The 17,867-nt window shown below is 75.9% G+C and carries 4 protein-coding genes and 1 pseudogene; 1 reads left to right on the forward strand and 4 read right to left on the reverse strand.

What is annotated here, in order from left to right:
* Position 1: 1 nt before the first annotated feature.
* From OG309_RS34105 to OG309_RS34120, 4 genes and pseudogenes are all read right to left on the reverse strand, one after another.
* Positions 2–3,964 carry an amino acid adenylation domain-containing protein gene (locus OG309_RS34105; protein WP_329426891.1) on the reverse strand — a complete coding sequence of 1,321 codons (3,963 nt, stop codon included), beginning with the start codon at positions 3,962–3,964 and terminating at the stop codon, positions 2–4.
* On the reverse strand, positions 3,961–11,877 hold the full coding sequence (locus OG309_RS34110) for a non-ribosomal peptide synthetase (RefSeq protein ID WP_329426892.1): 7,917 nt from the start codon (positions 11,875–11,877) through the stop codon (positions 3,961–3,963). The genes OG309_RS34105 and OG309_RS34110 overlap by 4 nt, the downstream gene beginning before the upstream one ends.
* Before the next feature lie 68 nt (positions 11,878–11,945).
* Entirely contained in the window at positions 11,946–12,995 is a 1,050-nt protein-coding gene (locus OG309_RS34115) for a MupA/Atu3671 family FMN-dependent luciferase-like monooxygenase (RefSeq protein WP_329426894.1), read from the reverse strand.
* An 89-nt stretch (positions 12,996–13,084) separates the two neighbouring features.
* A pseudogene (locus OG309_RS34120) lies at positions 13,085–16,327 on the reverse strand (amino acid adenylation domain-containing protein); the annotation flags it as partial.
* Positions 16,328–16,575: 248 nt separating this feature from the next.
* Between OG309_RS34120 and OG309_RS34125 the strand changes: the two are divergent.
* Positions 16,576–17,850: an MFS transporter gene (locus OG309_RS34125; protein ID WP_329426898.1), complete on the forward strand. Its 1,275-nt coding sequence runs from the start codon at positions 16,576–16,578 to the stop codon at positions 17,848–17,850.
* The last annotated feature ends 17 nt before the right edge of the window (positions 17,851–17,867 follow it).

Below are 17,867 nucleotides of genomic sequence, written 5' to 3' on the forward strand. Positions count from 1 at the left end.
CTCAGCCCGACGCGCCGCCCCCTCCCACAGCCGGGTCCTCCACCGCCGGGTCCTCCGCGGCCCGGTCCTCCACGGCCCGTCCGGACAGCACCGCCCCGATCGCGGCGAGCGGAACGGGATCCAGCATCGCGTAGTGGCCGCACGCGACGTCCACGGCCGTGACCCGACCGCCGCCGTACGCCCGCCAGGCGTCCGGGGCGGCGGGCGAGGCGGCCGCCCCGTCCGCCGCGGCCCGGAAGTGGAGCACGTCCACCTCGCGCGTCCGCGCCGGAGGCGTCCGCAGCGCGTCCACCGCCGACCGCACCGCGAGCCGCGCGCCCTCCACGGCCCGCTCCCCGAGCAGCGCGATCTGCTCCGGGGGCGCCCCGTCCGCGTCGAACCCGGCCGACCCGGCCACGTGCCGGTGCGTCTCCTCCCAACCGGGCAGCCCCTCCTCGGGCGCCGGATACGAGTCGAGCAGCGCCACGAACTCCACGGCCTGCCCCGCCTCCACCAGCTCCGCCGCCACCCCGTACGCCAGGACCCCGCCGACCGACCAGCCCAGCAGCCGGTACGGCCCGCGCGGCTGCACCTCCCGGATCTGCCGCGCGTACTCCCGCACCAGCTCCTCCGGCTTGCGCGCCCCGCCCTCCGGATCGGCGAGGCTCGGCGCCTGCAGCCCGTACAGCGGCACGTCCGGATCCAGGTGCGGCAGCAGCCGGGCGTACGGCCAGGCGAGGCCGCTCGCCGCGTGCACCGCGAACAGCGGCCTCAGACGCCCGCCGGTCCGCAGCGGCAGCAGCACGTCCAGGCCGGAGCCGCCGCCCGCACCGTCGAGGCCGCGTGCCAGGGCGGCCGGGGTCGGCGCCTCGAACAGGGCACGCACGGTCAGCTCGGTGCCCAGGACCGCACGCACCCGGCTCACCAGCCGGGTCGCCAGCAGGGAGTGTCCGCCCAGGTCGAAGAAGCCGTCGTCCGGGCCGACCCGGTCCACCCCGAGCACCTCGGCGAACAGCACGCACAGCGGCTCCTCGTGCGCGTGCGCCGCCCCGCGGCGGACGGTGGCGCCGTACGCGGGAGCCGGCAGCGCCGCCCGGTCCAGCTTGCCGTTCGGCATCAGCGGGAGCCGCGCCAGCGGCACCACCGCCGACGGCACCATGTGGTCCGGCAACGCGTCCCGCGTGAAGCGCCGCAGCTCCGCGCCGTCGAGCGGCACCCCGGGCCCGGCCGGCACGACGTACCCGACCAGCCTGCGGTCGCCCGGCCGGTCCTCCCGCACGACCGCGACGGCCCGCGCCACCCGCTCGTGCCGCAGCAGGGCGGCCTCCACGTCGCCGAGTTCGATCCGGAAGCCGCGCACCTTCACCTGGCCGTCGAGCCGGCCCAGGTACTCCAGCTGTCCGTCGGCCCGCCACCGCACCTGGTCGCCGGTCCGGTACATGCGGCCGCCGGGCACCCCGAACGGGCAGGCCACGAACCGCTCCGAGGTCAGCCCCGGCCGGTTCAGATAGCCACGGGCCACGCCCGCGCCCGCGATGTACAGCTCACCCGACTGCCCCACCCCGACCGGCTGGAGCCACGGATCCAGCACGTACACCTGAGCGTTGGGCACCGGCCGCCCGATCGGCGGATCACCCTCGGGAGCCGCGTCGGCTTCGGCGGCGCGCCACCAGGTCGAGTACGTCGTCGCCTCGGTGGGGCCGTAGATGTTGGTGACCGCACAGCCCGGCACCCGCTCCCGCAGCTCGCGCAGCAGGGCGTGCGGCACCGCCTCCCCGCCGAGCACCACGTGCGGTGCCGACACGTCGAAGGAGCCGCCCGCCAGCATGCTCGCCATCGCCGAGGGCACGCCGCTGACCAGGCTCCCCTCCCAGCCGTCCCGTTCGAGCAGCGCGAACAGGTCGTCCACCAGCTCCAGATGCCCGCCGAGCGCCAGGGTCGACACGATCTCGAAGACCGACACGTCGAAGCTGAGCGAGGTGGACGCCAGCACCCGCGCCATGCCGTCGGCGCCGAAGTGGTCCTCGACCGTCGCCACGAAGTCGACGGCGTTCGCGTGCTCGACGACCACGCCCTTGGGCACGCCGGTGGTGCCCGAGGTGTAGATGACGTAGGCGGGATGCCGGGGGAGGAGCGGCCCCGGCCGCTCCGCGTCCAGGACGTCCGTGCCGTCCTGCGCCTCGACGCGCCGGGCCACGGCGGGATCGTCCAGGACGAGCGCGGCCGTCCCCTCCGGCAGCACACCCCGGGTCGCGCCGGTGACCACCGCGAGCCGGGGCCGGGCGTCGCCGAGCATCCGCGCCACCCGGTCGGCCGGGTAGCGCACGTCGACCGGCACGTAGGCGGCCCCCGACTTGAGCACGGCGAGCAGCGCCACCACCATCTCCGCGGTCCGCGGCAGCGCCAGGGCCACCAGGGTCCCCGGCCCCGCGCCCGCCGCGAGCAGCACGCGCGCCAGCCGGTTCGCCCGGCGGTTCAGCTCCCCGTGGTCGACGGTCCGCCCCCGGTACGTGAGGGCGGGGCGACGCGGGTTCCGCGCGGCCTGCGCCTCGATCAGGGCGGGCAGCGTGCCCGGCGGCACCGGGCGGGCGGTGGCGTTCCACTCCTCCAGCGTCCGCCGCCGCTCGGCGTCCGACAGGACCGGCAGACCGACGACCGGGCGGTAGGGGTCCTCGGCGATCGCCTCCAGGATCCGCGCCAGACGCTCGGCGACCCCCTCCACGGTCGCGCGCCCGAGCAGATCGGGACGGAAGTCGAGCCGGAGGCCCAGCTCCTCCGCCGGCGTGCAGATCAGGGAGAGCGGGTAGTGGGTGGCGTCGAAGCCCGTGACGTCGACGAGCAGGGCCTCGCCGAGCCGGCGCCGGCCCGCGCCCATCGGGTAGTTGTCGAAGACGGCCGTGGTGTCGAACAGGGCCCCGAAGCCCGCCCGGCCCTGGATCTCCGTCAGCCCGACGTGGTGGTGCTCCAGCAGGTCGAGCTGCTCGTCCTGGACCCGTTCGAGCAGGTCCAGCAGCGTGTCCCGCGGCTCCGTCCGCACCCGCGCCGGGACGGTGTTGATGAGGAGCCCCACCATCGACTCGACGCCGTCGACGTCGGCTGTCCGCCCCGACACCGTCATCCCGAACAGCACGTCGCTCTGCCCGGTCAGCTGCCGCAGCACCAGCCCCCACGCGACCTGCATCACCGTGCCGAGGGTGACCCCCGCCTCCCGGGCCCGTTCCGTCAGCGCGGCCGTCGTCGCGGCGGGCAGCGCGCGCACCACGCGTTCGGGGACCACCGTGCCCGCGGCCCGGGCCCGGGGCGCGACCAGCGTCGGCCCCTCGATCCCGGCGAGCGCCTCCGCCCAGGCGTCCCCGGACCAGTCCGGGTCGACCTCGCCGAGCCAGTCCAGGAAGGAGCCGTACGCGGGGGCGGGCGGGAGCGGGTCCGCCGCGGTGGCGCCGTCCCGCGCGTCCGACGCCTCGTGCCCGTCGTGCGCGTCGTACAGCTGGAACAGCTCGTCGAGAAGGATCGAGGTGGACCAGCCGTCCAGGATGATGTGATGGTTCGTCAGCACGAACCGCCACCGGGCGTCGCCGAGCCGGACCAGCAGGAAGCGGAGCAGCGGCGGCCGGGCGACGTCGAAGCGCCGCCGCCGCTCCTCCTCGACCAGCCGCACCGCCTCGGCCTCCCGGCCGCCCGGCGCGGTTCCGGTCAGGTCGGCCTGCCGCCACTCCAGTGGGACCCGGGGCGGCACGAACCGTACGGGCGCGCCGGAGGAGTCCGTACGGAATCCGGAACGCAGGCTGTCGTGCCGGTCCTGGAGCACCTGGCAGACCTCGCGCAGGCGCACCGGGTCGACCGGGCCCTCGAAGTCCAGTGCCATCTGGATGGTGTAGATGTCCTGGCCGTCCGCGTCGAACGCCGTGTGGAAGAACAGCCCCTGCTGGAGCGGCGACGGCCTCGACGTCGGCCCGTCGGGGTGGGTGCGGTCGGGTGTGCTCACGCCGTGTCTCCCGGTTCGCCGCTGCGTGCGGTCAGGTTCGTCGAGTTCGTCGAGTTCGTCGGGTTCGTCGAGTTCTTCGGGTTCGTCGAGTAGGTCGGGTTCTTCGGGTTCGTCAGGGTGTCCAGGGCCTGGAACCAGGCGTCGGCCAGGGTCTCCACCCGGTCCCGGTCCAGCAGGTGCCCCGGGTACATCCAGGTGACGTGGAGCTCCGGCCGGTCCCCGCGGTCGTGGACCACCGCGGACACCTCCAGGAGGTGCGTCAGGGGCATCTCGGGGTCACCCCCTCCGGCGACCGCGCCGGCCTCCGGTGCCAGACCCCAGTCGGTCCCGTCCGTCCGGTCGAACCGGCCCAGGTAGTTGAACAGGACCTGCGCCTCGGGACGGGTCCTGAGCACCGGCCGGGCCTCCGGATGCAGATGGCGCAGCAGGCCGAAGCCGAGCCCCTTGTCGGGCATGCTCGTCAGCTGCTGCTCCACGGCCCGTACGGCGTCCACCGCACCGTCCGGATCGACCGGTCGCCCCGCGAGCCGTACGGGAAACATGCTGGTGAACCAGCCCACGGTCGCCGACAGGTCGAGGCCCTCGGCGATCTCCTCGCGCCCGTGCCCCTCCACGTCCACGAGGAACGGCGTGTCCGCGGAGGCGCCTTCGGGCCCGAACCGGGCACGCCAGTGCCCCGCCGCCGTGCCGAGCGCGCCGAGCAGGACCGCGTTCACACCGACGCCGAGCCGGGCGGGCACGTCCGACAGGAGCGGTTGCGTCCGGTCGGCGGGGAGGACCCGGGTCACGGCGTGCTTCGTGGCCTCCACGTCGCGGGCGGCCACGAGCTCCACACCGGGGACGAGGGCGCCCGCCCCGTCGAGGAGGCCGAGCCAGAAGGGGAGTTCGGCCGTCCGCCCGCGCGCCTCGCGCTCCAGGAGCCGTCCCCAGTCGGCGAACGACACGGGTGCGAGGTCCGGCTCCGCCGTCCCCGCCGTCCGGGGGGCGGCGCCGGTGCCCAGGTCCTCCAGGAGGATCCGCCACGAGACGCCGTCCACGACCAGGTGGTTGATCATCAGGAGCAGCCGGCCGGGCCGGCCGGGACCCGCGTCGAACCAGACCGCCTGGAGCATGTTCCCTTCCTCCGGGGCCAGTCGCCGCCGTGCCGCGTCCGCCTCGGCGCGGACCCGCTCCGCGAGCTCCCCGGCCGCGAGCCCGGCCGCGTCGATCCGGACGAGGCGCCCGGCCGTGTCGACCGCCTCGCGGGGCAGCACCTCAAGGCGCCACGCGGGGGTGCGCGTCAGGCGCGTCCGCAGGGCGTCGTGCCGGTCGACCAGAGCCCGGAGCAGTCCCCGCAGGCGTCCCTCGGACAGGTCGGCCGGGGTCCGGACGAGCACCGACTGGTGGAAGCCGTCGACAGGACCGCCCCGCTCGCGCTGCCAGTGCACGATCGGAGTGAGCGGCACCTCGCCCGTCGGCACCGACGCCACCGGGGCCGGTACCGATGCCACCGGCGCGGGTCCCGTCGCCTTGCCCGCCTTGGGCGGCCGCACCTTGGCATGGGCGGCCAGTTCGGCGACGGTGCGGTACCGGAAGACGTCCCGCGTGGAGAGCGCGAGACCACGGGAGCGGGCCCGGGACACCAGCCGGATCGACACGATGCTGTCGCCGCCGAGCGCGAAGAAGTCGTCCTCGACGCCGACGGAGGGCCGTCCGAGGACAGCCGCGAACAGCTCGCAGAGGATCTCCTCGGCGGGCGTGCCCGGCTCCCGGACCACCCGTGCGGCGGGCGCCTGCGGGGCGGGCAGCGCGGACCGGTCCAGCTTCCCGTTGGGCGTGAGCGGCAGCCCGTCCGGAAGGACGACGACCGTGGGGACCATGTACGGCGGCAGCACCCGCCGTGCCCGCTCGGTGAGTTCGCCGGCGAGGCCCTCCGTGCCGGCCACGCCGTCGGCCGCCCGGACGGGAGCGACGTAGCCGACGAGCCGACGCTCGCCCGGCCGGTCCTCGCGCACCACGACCGCACTGCGCGCGACCCGGTGGTGCCGGTCCAGGACCGCCTCGATCTCGCGCGGCTCGATCCGGAAGCCGCGCAGCTTCACCTGGGCGTCGGTGCGCCCGAGGAACGCGAGCTCCCCCTCGGGGGTCCACCGGACCAGGTCGCCGGTGCGGTACAGACGGGTGCCGGGCGGACCGTACGGATCGGCGACGAACCGCTCGGCCGTCAGCCCCGGCCGCCCGAAGTAGCCCCGGGCCACGCCCGCGCCCCCGAGGTACAGCTCGCCCGGCACCCCCACGGGCACCGGTCGCAGCACCTCGTCCAGGACGTACACCCGGGTGTCGCCCAGCGGGGAGCCGAGCGGCGGGCGGTCCGCGTTGTGCGGACCGATCGAGGCGGCGAGGGACCAGATGGTCGTCTCGGTCGGCCCGTACACGTTGGTGACCTCCGAGGCCAGGGCGACGAGCCCGTCGGCCAGGGCGGGCGGCAGCGCCTCTCCGCCGACGAGGACGCGCAGGCCCCGTACGGCGTCGGGGACCTCGGTGACCAGCCCGGACCACAGGGACGGCGTCGCCTGGACGGCGGTGACCTCGTGCCGGGCGACGAGCCGCCCCAGGGCCTGCGGATCACGTACCTCGTCGGGGGAGGCGAGGACGACCGCGGCGCCGTCGAGCAGCGGCAGCAGGAGCTCCAGGTGGGCGATGTCGAAGGCGACGGTCGTCACGGCGAGCAGGCGGTCGGCCGGGCCGAGCGGCAGCCGGTGCCGCACGGCCGCGAGCAGATGGGCGAGATTGCGGTGGGTGACCGTGACGCCCTTCGGCCGGCCCGTCGAACCGGAGGTGTAGAGGACGTACGCCGTGCCGTCGGCCGGGATCGCCCGCCCGGCCCCCTGCCCTTCGGGGCTCGCCTCCACCGTGCCGAACCGGGGGTCGTCCACGGTCAGCCAGGCGTCGGTGCCGAGCGCGTCGCGGGTGGCGGGGTCCGTGAGCACCAGGAGCGGCGCCGCCTCGGTCAGCACGGACGCCACCCGGTCCTTGGGGTGGTGCGGATCGACCGGGAGGTATCCGGCACCGGTCCGGTGCACGGCGAGGAGCGCGACCAGAAGATCGGGCGTGCGGCCCATCGCGACGGCGACCAGCCGCTCCGGACCGGCGCCGAGCCCGCGCAGCCGCCCGGCCAGCAGCTCCACCCGCGCGTCGAGCTCTCCGTACGTGATCCTCCGGGACCCGTGGAGCACCGCCGGCGCGCCCGGCGTCCGGGCGGCCTGCTCCCGGAACCGCTCCGGGACGAGGACGTCCGTCACATCCGCCGCGCCCGCGCCCGGTCCGCCCCACCGGGTGAGGAGGGTGTGCCGCTCGGCGGGGGTGAGGAGGTCCAGTCGCCGCACCGGCAGGGCGGGACGGGAGACGGCGTCCGCGAGGAAGGTGGCGAACCAGCGGGCGAACCGCTCCGCCGTGCCCGGGTCGAAGAGGTCGCGGGCGTAGACGAGGGTGCCGTCGAGACCGCCGCGGGACTCGGTGAGGTCGAAGAGGAGGTCGAAGGGGATCGTGTGGTGCCGGTCGTGGTCCAGCGCCTCGACGCGCAGGCCCGGCAGGTCCACGGTGCCGGTCGCGTTGTTCTGCAGGCTCAGCATGACCTGGAAGAGCGGGTGCCGGGCCGCCGACCGGACCGGGGCGACGGCGTCCACGACCCGGTCGAAGGGCACGTCCTGGTGCTCCAGAGCGGCGAGGACACGGGGGCGGACACGGTCGACCAGGTCACCGAAGCCGGGATCCCCGGAGACGTCGGTCCTTATCACCACGGTGTTCACGAAGCAGCCGACCAGCTCGTCGAGGCCGCTGTCGGCCCGCCCGGCGACCGGGCTGCCGACCAGGACGTCGGTCCCGGCGCCGAGCCGCCGGAGCAGGGCCGCGAGAGCGGCGTGCAGCACCATGAACACGCTCGCGCCGTGCTCCCGCGCCAGGGCGGTGAGGCGCGCGAAGTCCTCGGGGCCGACCCGGAACGGCACCTCGCCCGCGCGCTGGCCGGCGGTGGCGGGGCGCGGCCGGTCGGCGGGCAGCGGGAGCTCCTCGGGCGCGTCGGCCAGCGCCCCGGTCCAGTGGGCGAGCTGCCGGGCGTAGAGGCTCGCGGGGTCGTCGGGCTCCCCGAGCGCCGCCCGCTGCCACAGGGCGAAGTCGGCGTACTGCACCGGCAGTTCGGGCAGCTCGGGGACCTGCCCGCGCAGCCGCGCGGCATAGGAGGCGGAGAGGTCGCGGAGGAAGGGGGCGGCGGACCAGCCGTCGAAGGCGATGTGGTGGTGGGTGACCGCGAGGACGTGCTCCTCGGGTCCGCAGGCGAACAGTTCGGCCCGCACGGGCATCTCGCGCGCCAGGTCGAAGCCGCGCTCCGAGGCCGCGGCCACCGCCGCCTCGACGTCCGCCCGGGACACCTCCCGCACCGGCAGATCGAACTCGACCTCCTCCAGGACGAGTTGGCGAGGGGTGCCGTCGGTGACGGGGAACACGGTGCGCAGGCTCTCGTGCCGGGCCACCACGTCCCCCAGGGCCGCCGCCAGCGCGGCGGCGTCCAGCGGGCCCGTGAGCCGGAGGGCGGTCGTGACGCTCGGCGAGGCGGCGCCCGCCGCCAGCTCGCCCTGGAGCCAGAACCGCAGCTGCGAGAAGGACGGGGGCAGCACGTCCCCGCGCGGCCCGGGCCGCAGCGGGCCGCGTCCGGCGCCCGCGACCCCGAACCTCTCGGCGAGCCCGGCGGGCGTCGGCGACTCGAAGACCGCACTCATCCCGATCCCGGCGTCCAGCACCTCGCGCAGCCGGTTCACCAGCCGGATCGCCAGCAGCGAATGCCCGCCCAGCGCGAAGAAGTCGGCGTCCGCGCCGACCCCCGGCACCCCCAGGACCTCGGAGAACAGCCCGCACAGCAGCCGCTCGGCCGGCGTCGCGGGTGGGCGGGAGCCGGAGCTTCGCGCGGGGGAGGGCAGCGCCGCCCGGTCCAGCTTGCCGTTGGGCGTCAGGGGCAGCCCGTCGGGGAGCACCACGACGAGGGGGACCATGTAGTCGGGCAGGGCCCGACGTGCGTACGCGTCGAGTTCCGTCGCGGGATCGGCGTCGGGGTGCCGTACGGGATCGGCGTCGGGGCGCCGTACGGGCTCGGCGTCGGCGCGCGACGCGGGCACGACGTAGGCGACCAGGTCACGCTCCCCCGGCCGGTCCTCCCGTACGAGGACGGCGGCGCGGGCGACCGCCGGGTGGCGCTCCAGGACGGCCCCGATCTCGCCGGGTTCGATGCGGAAGCCGCGTATCTTCACCTGGTCGTCGGTGCGGGCGAGGAAGTCGAGCTGGCCGTCGGCGGTCCAGCGCACCACGTCCCCCGTGCGGTACATGCGGGTCCCCGGCGGGCCGTACGGATCGGCGACGAAGAGCCCCGCCGTCAGCTCCGGACGGCCGAGGTAGCCACGGGCCAGTCCGGCGCCCGCGAGGTACAGCTCGCCCGGCACCCCCACGGGCACCGGCCGCAGCCACGGGTCCAGCACGTACGCCCGGGTGTTCGCCATCGGCCGGCCGATCGGCGGCTTCCCGCCGTCCGCGTCCCGGCCCGGGTCCACGCGCCCGAACGTGGTGAACGTCGTGTTCTCGGTCGGCCCGTAGACATGGGTCAGCGCGGTCCCGGGGAACTCCGCCAGCATCCGCCGCACGGCCCCCGCCGACGGCTGCTCGCCCCCCGTCCAGACCTGCCCGACCCGGCCGAGCAGCGAACTCCGCTCCGCGACCAGCAGGTTGAAGAGCGAGGTGGTGAGGAACACGCTCGTCGCGCCCCCGTCGGCCGCGGCCCGCTCCAGCGCCCGCGGCGAGGAGTCGCCGGGCGGCACGAGCACGACCGCGCCGCCGGCGAGCAGCGGCACCCACAGCTCGTACGTCGAGGCGTCGAAGGAGTGCGGGGAATGGGCCAGCACCCGCGCGTGGCCGCCGTCCGCCGCCCAGCAGGGATCGGCGGCGAGGGCGACGATGTTCCGGTGCGTCACCAGGACGCCCTTCGGGCGCCCGGTGGAGCCGGAGGTGTACATCACGTACGCGGCCCGCCCGGCGTCGATCGCGGGCCAGGCCGTCGCCTCCGCACCGGGATCGCCCGGATCGGCGCCCGGCGCCCCGCCCGCGCCCCCGTCCCTTCCGGCCGGACCGGTCCCCTCGACCAGCACCACGGGCACGTCCGGCGCCGCGCCCGCGAGCGCCTCGGCCCGCTCCTTCATGGACGCGTCGGCCAGGAGGAGACAGGGCCGCGCCTCCTCCAGGACGATGCGCTGCCGTGCGGCCGGGTTGCGCGGGTCCAGGGGCAGGTAGGCAGCCCCCGTCTTGAGTACCGCGAGCAGTGCGACGACCAGGTCGGGCGAGCGGTCCATCGCCACGGCGACCAGCCGTTCCGGGCCCGCGCCCCGGTGGCGCAGGCGCCGGGCGAGGCCGTCGGACCGGGCATCGAGCTCCGCGTAGGTGAGCCGGGAGGTGCCGCAGACCACGGCGAGGGCGTCGGGGGCGGCGGCCGCGCGGCGCCGGAACAGCTGCGGCACGGATCCGTCCGGGAGCGCGGTGGCCGGGCCGTTCCAGGTCTCCAGCACCGTGCGGCGCTCGTCGGGCGCGAGGAGCTCCACGGCGCTCGTGGGCCGTTCCGGTGCGGCGACCGCCTGGGTGAGGAAGGCGGTGAAGCAGCGGACCAGGCGCTCCGCGGTGGCGCGGTCGAAGAGGTCGCGGGCGTAGACCAGGCTGCCGTCGAGCGCCCCGTCGGTCTCGGTGAGGTCGAGGAGCAGGTCGAAGGCGGTCGTCCGGTGCGGGGCCGGGTCCAGCAGCCGGGCGTCGAGGCGGGGGAGCCGTACGGCGGTGCCCGCGTTGTTCCGGAGGCTCAGCATGACCTGGAAGAGGGGGTGCCGGGCCGCCGACCGCGCCGGGTTGACGGCCTCGACGACCTGCTCGAACGGCACGTCCTGATGGTCGAGGGCGGCCATGACACCGGTCCGGGCCTTGCGGACCAGGTCGTGGAAGTCGGGGTCGCCGGAGACGTCGGTCCGGACGACGACGGTGTTCACGAAGCAGCCCACGAGCTCGTCGAGGCCGACGTCGGTGCGGCCGGCGACCGGGCTGCCGACCAGGACGTCCGTACCGGCCCCGAGGCGCCGCAGGAGCCCTGCCAGGGCCGCGTGGAGCACCATGAAGGTGCTGGCGCCGTGCCGGAGGGCGAGCCGGGACAGGTCGCGGAAGGCGTCGGGCGGCAGGTGGAAGGGGACGGCTCCGGCCCGGTGGGTGGCGGTGGCGGGGCGCGGCCGGTCGGCGGGCAGGGGAAGCTCGGCGGGCGCGTCGGCGAGGGCGCCGGTCCAGTGGGCCAGCTGCTCGGCGAAGAGGCTGCCGGGGTCGTCGGGCGCGCCCAGCTCCTTGCCCTGCCACAGGGTGAAGTCGACGTACTGGAAGGGGAGTTCCGCCCAGGACGGCGGCCGGCCTTCGAGGCGCGCGGCGTAGGCGGCCGAGAGGTCGCGGAGGAAGGGGCCGACGGACCAGCCGTCGAAGGCGATGTGGTGCACGGTGATCGCCAGCACATGCCGGTCGGGCCCGCCGACGGCCAGCAGGACGGCCCGCAGCGGGAGTTCGCGTCCCAGGTCGAAGACGTGCCCGGTCGCGTCGGCCACGGCCGCCTCGACGTCCCGCTCCGCGACCCGCCGTACGGGCAGCTCGACGTCGACCGCCTCCAGGATCCGCTGCCCCGGTACGCCGTCGGTGACCGGGAAGACGGTGCGCAGGATCTCGTGCCGCGCCACCACGTCGCCCAGCGCCTCGCGCAGCGCCGCCTCGTCCAGGTGGCCGGTCAGCCGGAGCACCATCGAGGCGTTGGGCCATGCGCCGTCGCGGTCCAGCTCTTCCTGGAACCAGAACCGCAGCTGCGAAAACGACAGAGGGATCACGGTGGTCTCGGCCTTTCGGGTCTCTCGGGTCTCTCGGTCCGCCGGGTGCGCCCGGATCGGCGCTCGGGTCAGGGCGCGTCGAAGGCCGCGCGCAGGGCGTTCAGATGGTGCAGCCCGTCCAGCACGGTCTTGGTCTCGATGCCGAAGTCGATCAGGCAGGCGATCTCGTCCACCCCGACGCCGCGCAGCCGCTCGACCGTCGTGGACGCGTCCGCCACCGTTCCGAACAGGCCCCGCTGCTCGACATAGGTGTCGAGGGACTGGTCGACGAGGAAGTCGAGGTCCTCGTCCTCCAGCGCGTCGATGTCGAAGTCCGGGTCGAGAGCGCCGAACGAGCGGGCGAGGAGATGGACCGAGCTCCTCAGGTAGGCGCGCAGCGGCGCTTCGACGGTGGCACGCACCTCGTCGCGGTCGGCCCCGAGGAACGAGTGCAGCATGAGGACGACGTGCCCCTGCCAGCCGTCGTGGGCCGCGCGCGCCGCCCGCCGGTACTCGGCGATCTTCCCGGCGAGTTCGTCGACGTCCTGGTGCAGCAGATGGGTGAGGACCCCGGCCCGCGCCCGCGCGGCCGTACGGAAGGTCTCCGCGTCGCCCGCGCTGGTCACCCAGAGCGGCAGCTCCCGCTGCACGGGAGGCGGGAAGGCCCGCACGGTCGCCGGGGCGCCGTTGCCGTCCACGACCTCGACGCCCTCCCCGCGCCACAGCCCGCGGAGCTGCTCGACGCTGTCCGCCAGCAGGCGCTTGCGGTCCTCGTACGGTGCCCGGCCGAGCGCGAAGTCCACCGGGTGCCAGCCGGAGGCGAGGGACACCCCGGCCCGTCCGCCGGAGAGGTTGTCCACGACGGCCCACTCCTCGGCGATCCGCAGCGGATGGTGGAGGGGCGCGACGACGCTCCCCGCGCGGATGGCGACCCTGCTCGTGATCATCGCCAGGGCGGCGCCCACCACGGACGGGTTCGGGTAGAGCCCGCCGAAGGGGTGGAAGTGGCGTTCGGGCGTCCACACCGCGCGGAAGCCGTTCCGGTCGGCGAAGCGGGCGCCTTCCAGCAGCAGCTCGTACCGGCCGGCGTCCCCGCCCGATGTGCTGTCGTCGGCGAAGTAGAAGAGGCTGAAGTCCATCCGGGATCCCTCGATAACACTGGTGGTGATCAGGTCGTGTGCCCGTGCCCGTGCCCGTGCCCGCGCTCGTGTCGGCGCCGCTGTCAGTCGGGGCGGGGCATCCTCCGCAGCGCCGGTCTCGCCCGGCGGGCACCCGTCAGCCGGGCCGCGAGGCCTGCTACGGTGGGCGCCTCGAAGACCGTGGCCACCTGGACCTCCACCCCCAGCTCCGCGCGGACGCGGCTCACCAGCCGGGTCACGAGCAGGGAATGGCCGCCGAGTTCGAAGAAGTCGTCGTCGATCCCCACGACGTGCCCGGAGCGCGCGGAGTCCGGCGCGTCCCCGTCCTGCCCGTCGCCGTCCGGCCCGCGCAGCTCGTCCTGCGCTTCGTGCGCGTCGTGCGTGGGGGATCCGTCGGGCGGTCCCGCCGTGCCGAGCCCGAGCACCTCGGCGTACATGCGGCACAGCGCCGTCTCCTGCGAGGTCCGCGGCGGGCGGCCGGCGCCGCGCCGGGTGCCGTGCGGGGCGGGCAGGGCGGCCCGGTCCAGCTTCCCGTGCGGGGTGAGCGGGAACGCGTCGAGGACCACGACCGCGGACGGCATCATGGACCCGGGGAGGTACCCGGCCGCCCACGCGGTGACCTCCCGGACGAGCTCGGTGTCGTCGCCGGCCGCGAACGGCACGTTGACGTGCCGCTCGGGATCCGTCATCGGCCCGGTCCCCTGGGTCCCGGTGCCCACGGTCCCGGTCCCCGGCGGGAAGTCCCCCTCCCCGGAGCCGAATTCGACGTCGACGTGGTCGGGCCCCGCCTTCGCGGACCAGCGCACCACGACGTGGTACCCGAGCCGTTCGCCGAGCCGCGTCAGCTCCTCGGGGTCGGCGCCGGCGCCGGGCGTCCCGCCCGACGCGCGCAGATCGTCGGCGAGGCGCGCGTTCGGCACCCCGGCGACCCGCACGGGGGAGTGGTCCCCGGCGTGGTCGCGCAGCGCGTCGGCGAGGGCGTCGAGCGTCCGCACGTCCGCTCCCCACCGGAGCTCCGTCACCGTGCCGTGCCCGGCGGGCGCCCCGTCGCCGGGCCGCGCGTCGTCGGCGCGGCGCAGGACGACGTCGTAGCGGTAACGGGTGAGCTCGTTGTGGTGGCTTCCCCGCTTCAGCCGTACGTCGCAGCTCGCGAACAGCGGCGCGGCACCCTCGGTCGCGACCGTCAGGGACGGGAAGAACGCCGGGTCCACCAGCAGCTCCGGCTCCATGGCCAGGCCGCGCGCCGTCGCGCGGCGGTGCTCCGGGCCGCCCGGCGCGTCACCGGCCGTCCGGGCCGCGACCGCGCCGTGGAAGGTCTCCGCGAGCCCCAGGTGCCGGACGTCGCCCACGAACACCGAACCACCCGGCCGCAGCGCGGCCGCCGCGAGACCGAGGACCCGCGCCAGGTGCCGCCCGCTGGGGAAGTACTGGGCGACGGAGTTGAGGACGACCACGTCGAAGTGCCCGCGCGGCACGCCCTCGTGGGCGTCGGCCGGCCTGCTGTGCAGCACGACCCGCCCGGCCAGGTCCGCTCGCGCGTCCACCTGCCGCCGCAGCCGCTCGATCACGCGGGGCGAGAGGTCGAGCCCCCAGTACGACTCCGGCTCGGTGAGACCAGGGGCGAGCCGCGACAGCAACAGGCCGCTTCCCACGCCGAGTTCGAGGATCCGCCGGGGCCGCAGGGAACGGATGCTCCGGACCGTCGCGTCGCGCCACTCCCGCAGCTGCTCCAGCGGCAGCGCGCCGCCGTCGTACGCGCTGTTCCATCCGGTGAAGTCCTCGCCGAAGGGGGTCGAGGCGTCGGCCGGTACGGCGTCGTGGACCCGCCGCCACGCGGCCACGCGGTCCGCGTCGCTCGGGCGCGCGGCGTCCGGGGGCGCCGTCGGCTCGCGGCGGACGTAGGCGATGAGCCGCCGGTCGCCGTCCTGGTCCTCGCGCACGGTCACCGCGGCGGCGGCCACCCGGGGGTGGGCGGCCAGCCGCGCCTCGATCTCGCCCGGCTCGATCCGGTGCCCGCGGACCTTCACCTGGTCGTCCGCGCGACCGGCGAACTCCAGTTCGCCGGAGGCCGTCCAGCGGGCCAGGTCGCCGGTGCGGTACATCCGTGTCCCGGGCGGCCCGTACGGGTCCGCGACGAAACGCCGCGCCGTCAGTCCGGGCCGGCCGAGGTAGCCGCGGGCCAGCCCGGCCCCCGCGACGTACAGCTCGCCCACCGCTCCGGCGGGCACCGGGCGCAGCGCGGCGTCGAGGAGGTGCAGCCGCGTGCCCCGGATCGCCCCGCCGATCGGCGGCGTGGTGGTGCTCTCCGTGAGGGGCCGGCTCATGGTGGCGCAGACCGTGGTCTCGGTCGGCCCGTACGCGTTGATCAGGGTGCGGCCCGGAGCCCAGCGCCGTACCTGTTCCGCGTCCAGTGCCTCACCGGCGGCGACCAGGACGCGTACGCCCGGGAGGGCGTCGGCGGGCAGGACGCGCAGCACCGACGGCGGCAGGGTCGCGTGGGTGATCCGCCGGTCCTCGGCGAGACGGCTCAGACCGGGCCCGGGCAGCAGGCTGCGGGCGGGCGCCAGGACGAGCGCCGCCCCCGCGGACAGCGCCATCGCCAGCTCCCAGAAGAACGCGTCGAAGCCCGGCGAGGCGAACTGCAGCACCCGGCTCTCGGCGTCCACGGCGAGGGTGTCGCGCTGGTGGGCGGTCAGGTTGGCGAGCCCGGCGCGGGTCACGACCACGCCCTTGGGCCGGCCCGTGGACCCCGAGGTGTAGATGACGTACGCGGGGAGGCCGCACTCGGCGCGCCGGGCGCCGGCCGGCGGGCCGGACGCCGGGGCCCGCAGCAGCGCCGCGCGGGTCTCCGGAGCGTCCAGGTCGGTACGGGGGACCGCGCTGCCGGCCGGGAGGACCGTGCCGGACTCCGCGAGGAGCAGCGCGGGGGCCGCGTCGCCCAGGATGTGGGCGATGCGCTCCTCCGGGTAGCCGGGGTCCACCGGAAGGTGGGCGGCCCCGGTCTTCAGGACCGCGAGGACGGCGACGACCAGCTCCACGGAGCGGTCGACCGCCGAGGCGACCACCGTCCCCGGTCCGGCCCCCCGCGCGGCCAGCAGGTGGGCCAGCCGGTCGGCGCGCGCGTCGAGTTCCGCGTACGTGACCGCCTCCTCCTCGAAGAGCACGGCCGTGGCGTCCGGGGCGGTCGTGACCCGCTCCTCGAAGAGGTCGAGCAACGGGCGCGCGGGGGCGTGCGCGTCGTCCTGGGACGCGGCGCCCTCGGCGCTCCGGACGTTCGCGTCCGGGGCTGCGCCCTCGGGAGGTAACGGGTGTTCGGGCGCGCTGGTGACCACGGACAGCTCCTTGCACGGGAAAGGGGGTGGTGCCGGTGCGGGTGCAGCCGGGGTGACCGGGCGCGGGCGCGAGCTGGACGTCGTCGAGCCTAAGCGGCACCAGCGGGAAATGGCCACTCTGGTTTCCAGGGCGGGGAACTTGTACGATCCAGCACCAACTCCCGGCCCCCGCACGTACGCTGAGGCGCGTTCGAACATCCGTCGCGTCTGCTCCATCGGCGTGTGACCGAAGTCCGGAGGCCGTGCCGGTGTCCGCCCCGCCCACTGCCGCGCGGTCCGCGCGAGGCCACGCCCCCCGCCCGCACCGGAACGTCCGGTTGCTGCTCGTCGGCGAGACCACCAGCAAGCTGGGCACCAGCGTGACGTCCGTCCTGCTGCCCCTCGTGGCCGTCACCGCCCTCGACGCCTCGCCGTTCATGATGGGCGTGCTCACCGCCGCCCCGTGGCTGCCGTGGCTGCTCATCGGTCTGCCCGCCGGTGCGTGGGTCGACCGGCTCGCCCCGCGCCGGGTGATGCTCGTGTGCAACGGCGTCTCCGCGGCGGTGTTCGTGAGCGTGCCGCTCACCTGGTGGCTGGGCGCGCTCACCCTGGGGCACGTCCTGGCGGCGGCCCTGGTCTCCGGCGCCGCCTCCGTCTTCTTCTCCACCGCCTACTCGGCCTATCTGCCCCGGCTGGTCCCGACGGACGCCCTGATGGGACGCAACGCGCAACTCCAGGCCGGGGACCAGGCCGCCAGGGTCGCGGGTCCGGGGCTCGGGGGGGTGATCGCCCAGACCGTCGGCAGCGTGCCGGGCCTGCTGCTCGACGCGGCGTCCTTCGTCGTCTCGACGGTCTGTCTCCTCGCCATCCGCACCGAAGGTCCGGGCCCCGCCCCGGCGCCCCGGCGCCCGCTGGGCCGGGAGATCGCCGACGGCCTGCGGTTCGTCGTCGGGGATCCGTGGGTCCGGGCCGTCACCGCGTTCGGCGCCGCGGTCAACCTGGCGATGGCCGGGTTCCAGGCCGTCCAGATCGTCTTCCTCGTACGGACCGTCGGCGTCGGCTCGGACACCCTGGGGTGGCTCGTCTCCTGCGGCGGTCTCGGCGGGGTCCTCGGCGGCCTCGTGGCCGGGCGGCTCGCCCGACGCCTGGGCACGGCGCGCGCCCTGCTGGCCGTCCAGTTCGCCGCCGCGCCCTTCGGGCTGCTCGCCGGGCTCGCCGGGCCCGGGCCGAGGCTGGCGTTCTTCGTGCTCGGTACGGGCGTGATGTTCGCGGGGGTCGTGGCCTGCAACGTCATCGTCGTCAGCTTCCGGCAGGCCTACTGCCCGCCCGGGATGCTGGGCCGTGTCACCGCGACGACCCTGTTCCTCAACTTCGGCACCATCCCGGTCGGCGCCCTCCTGGGCGGCTCCCTCGCCTCCCTCGTCGGCGCCCGCGCCACGCTGTGGGTCGTGACCGCCGCGCTGCCGGCCGCCGGCCTCTTCCTGGTCGTGGGGCCGCTGCGCGGCCTCCGCGACCTCCCCGGCGCGCCGGCCGCCGACGGCTGACCAGCGCACGGGGGGGT

Origin of the sequence: Streptomyces sp. NBC_01268 (genome assembly GCF_036240795.1) — a bacterium.
In the GTDB taxonomy this organism is placed as follows: Bacteria; Actinomycetota; Actinomycetes; order Streptomycetales; family Streptomycetaceae; genus Streptomyces.

Excerpts from the sequence above, each read along its gene's own strand:
- OG309_RS34115 (WP_329426894.1), bottom strand. The coding sequence starts at position 12,995 with ATGGACTTCAGCCTCTTCTACTTCGCCGACGACAGCACATCGGGCGGG.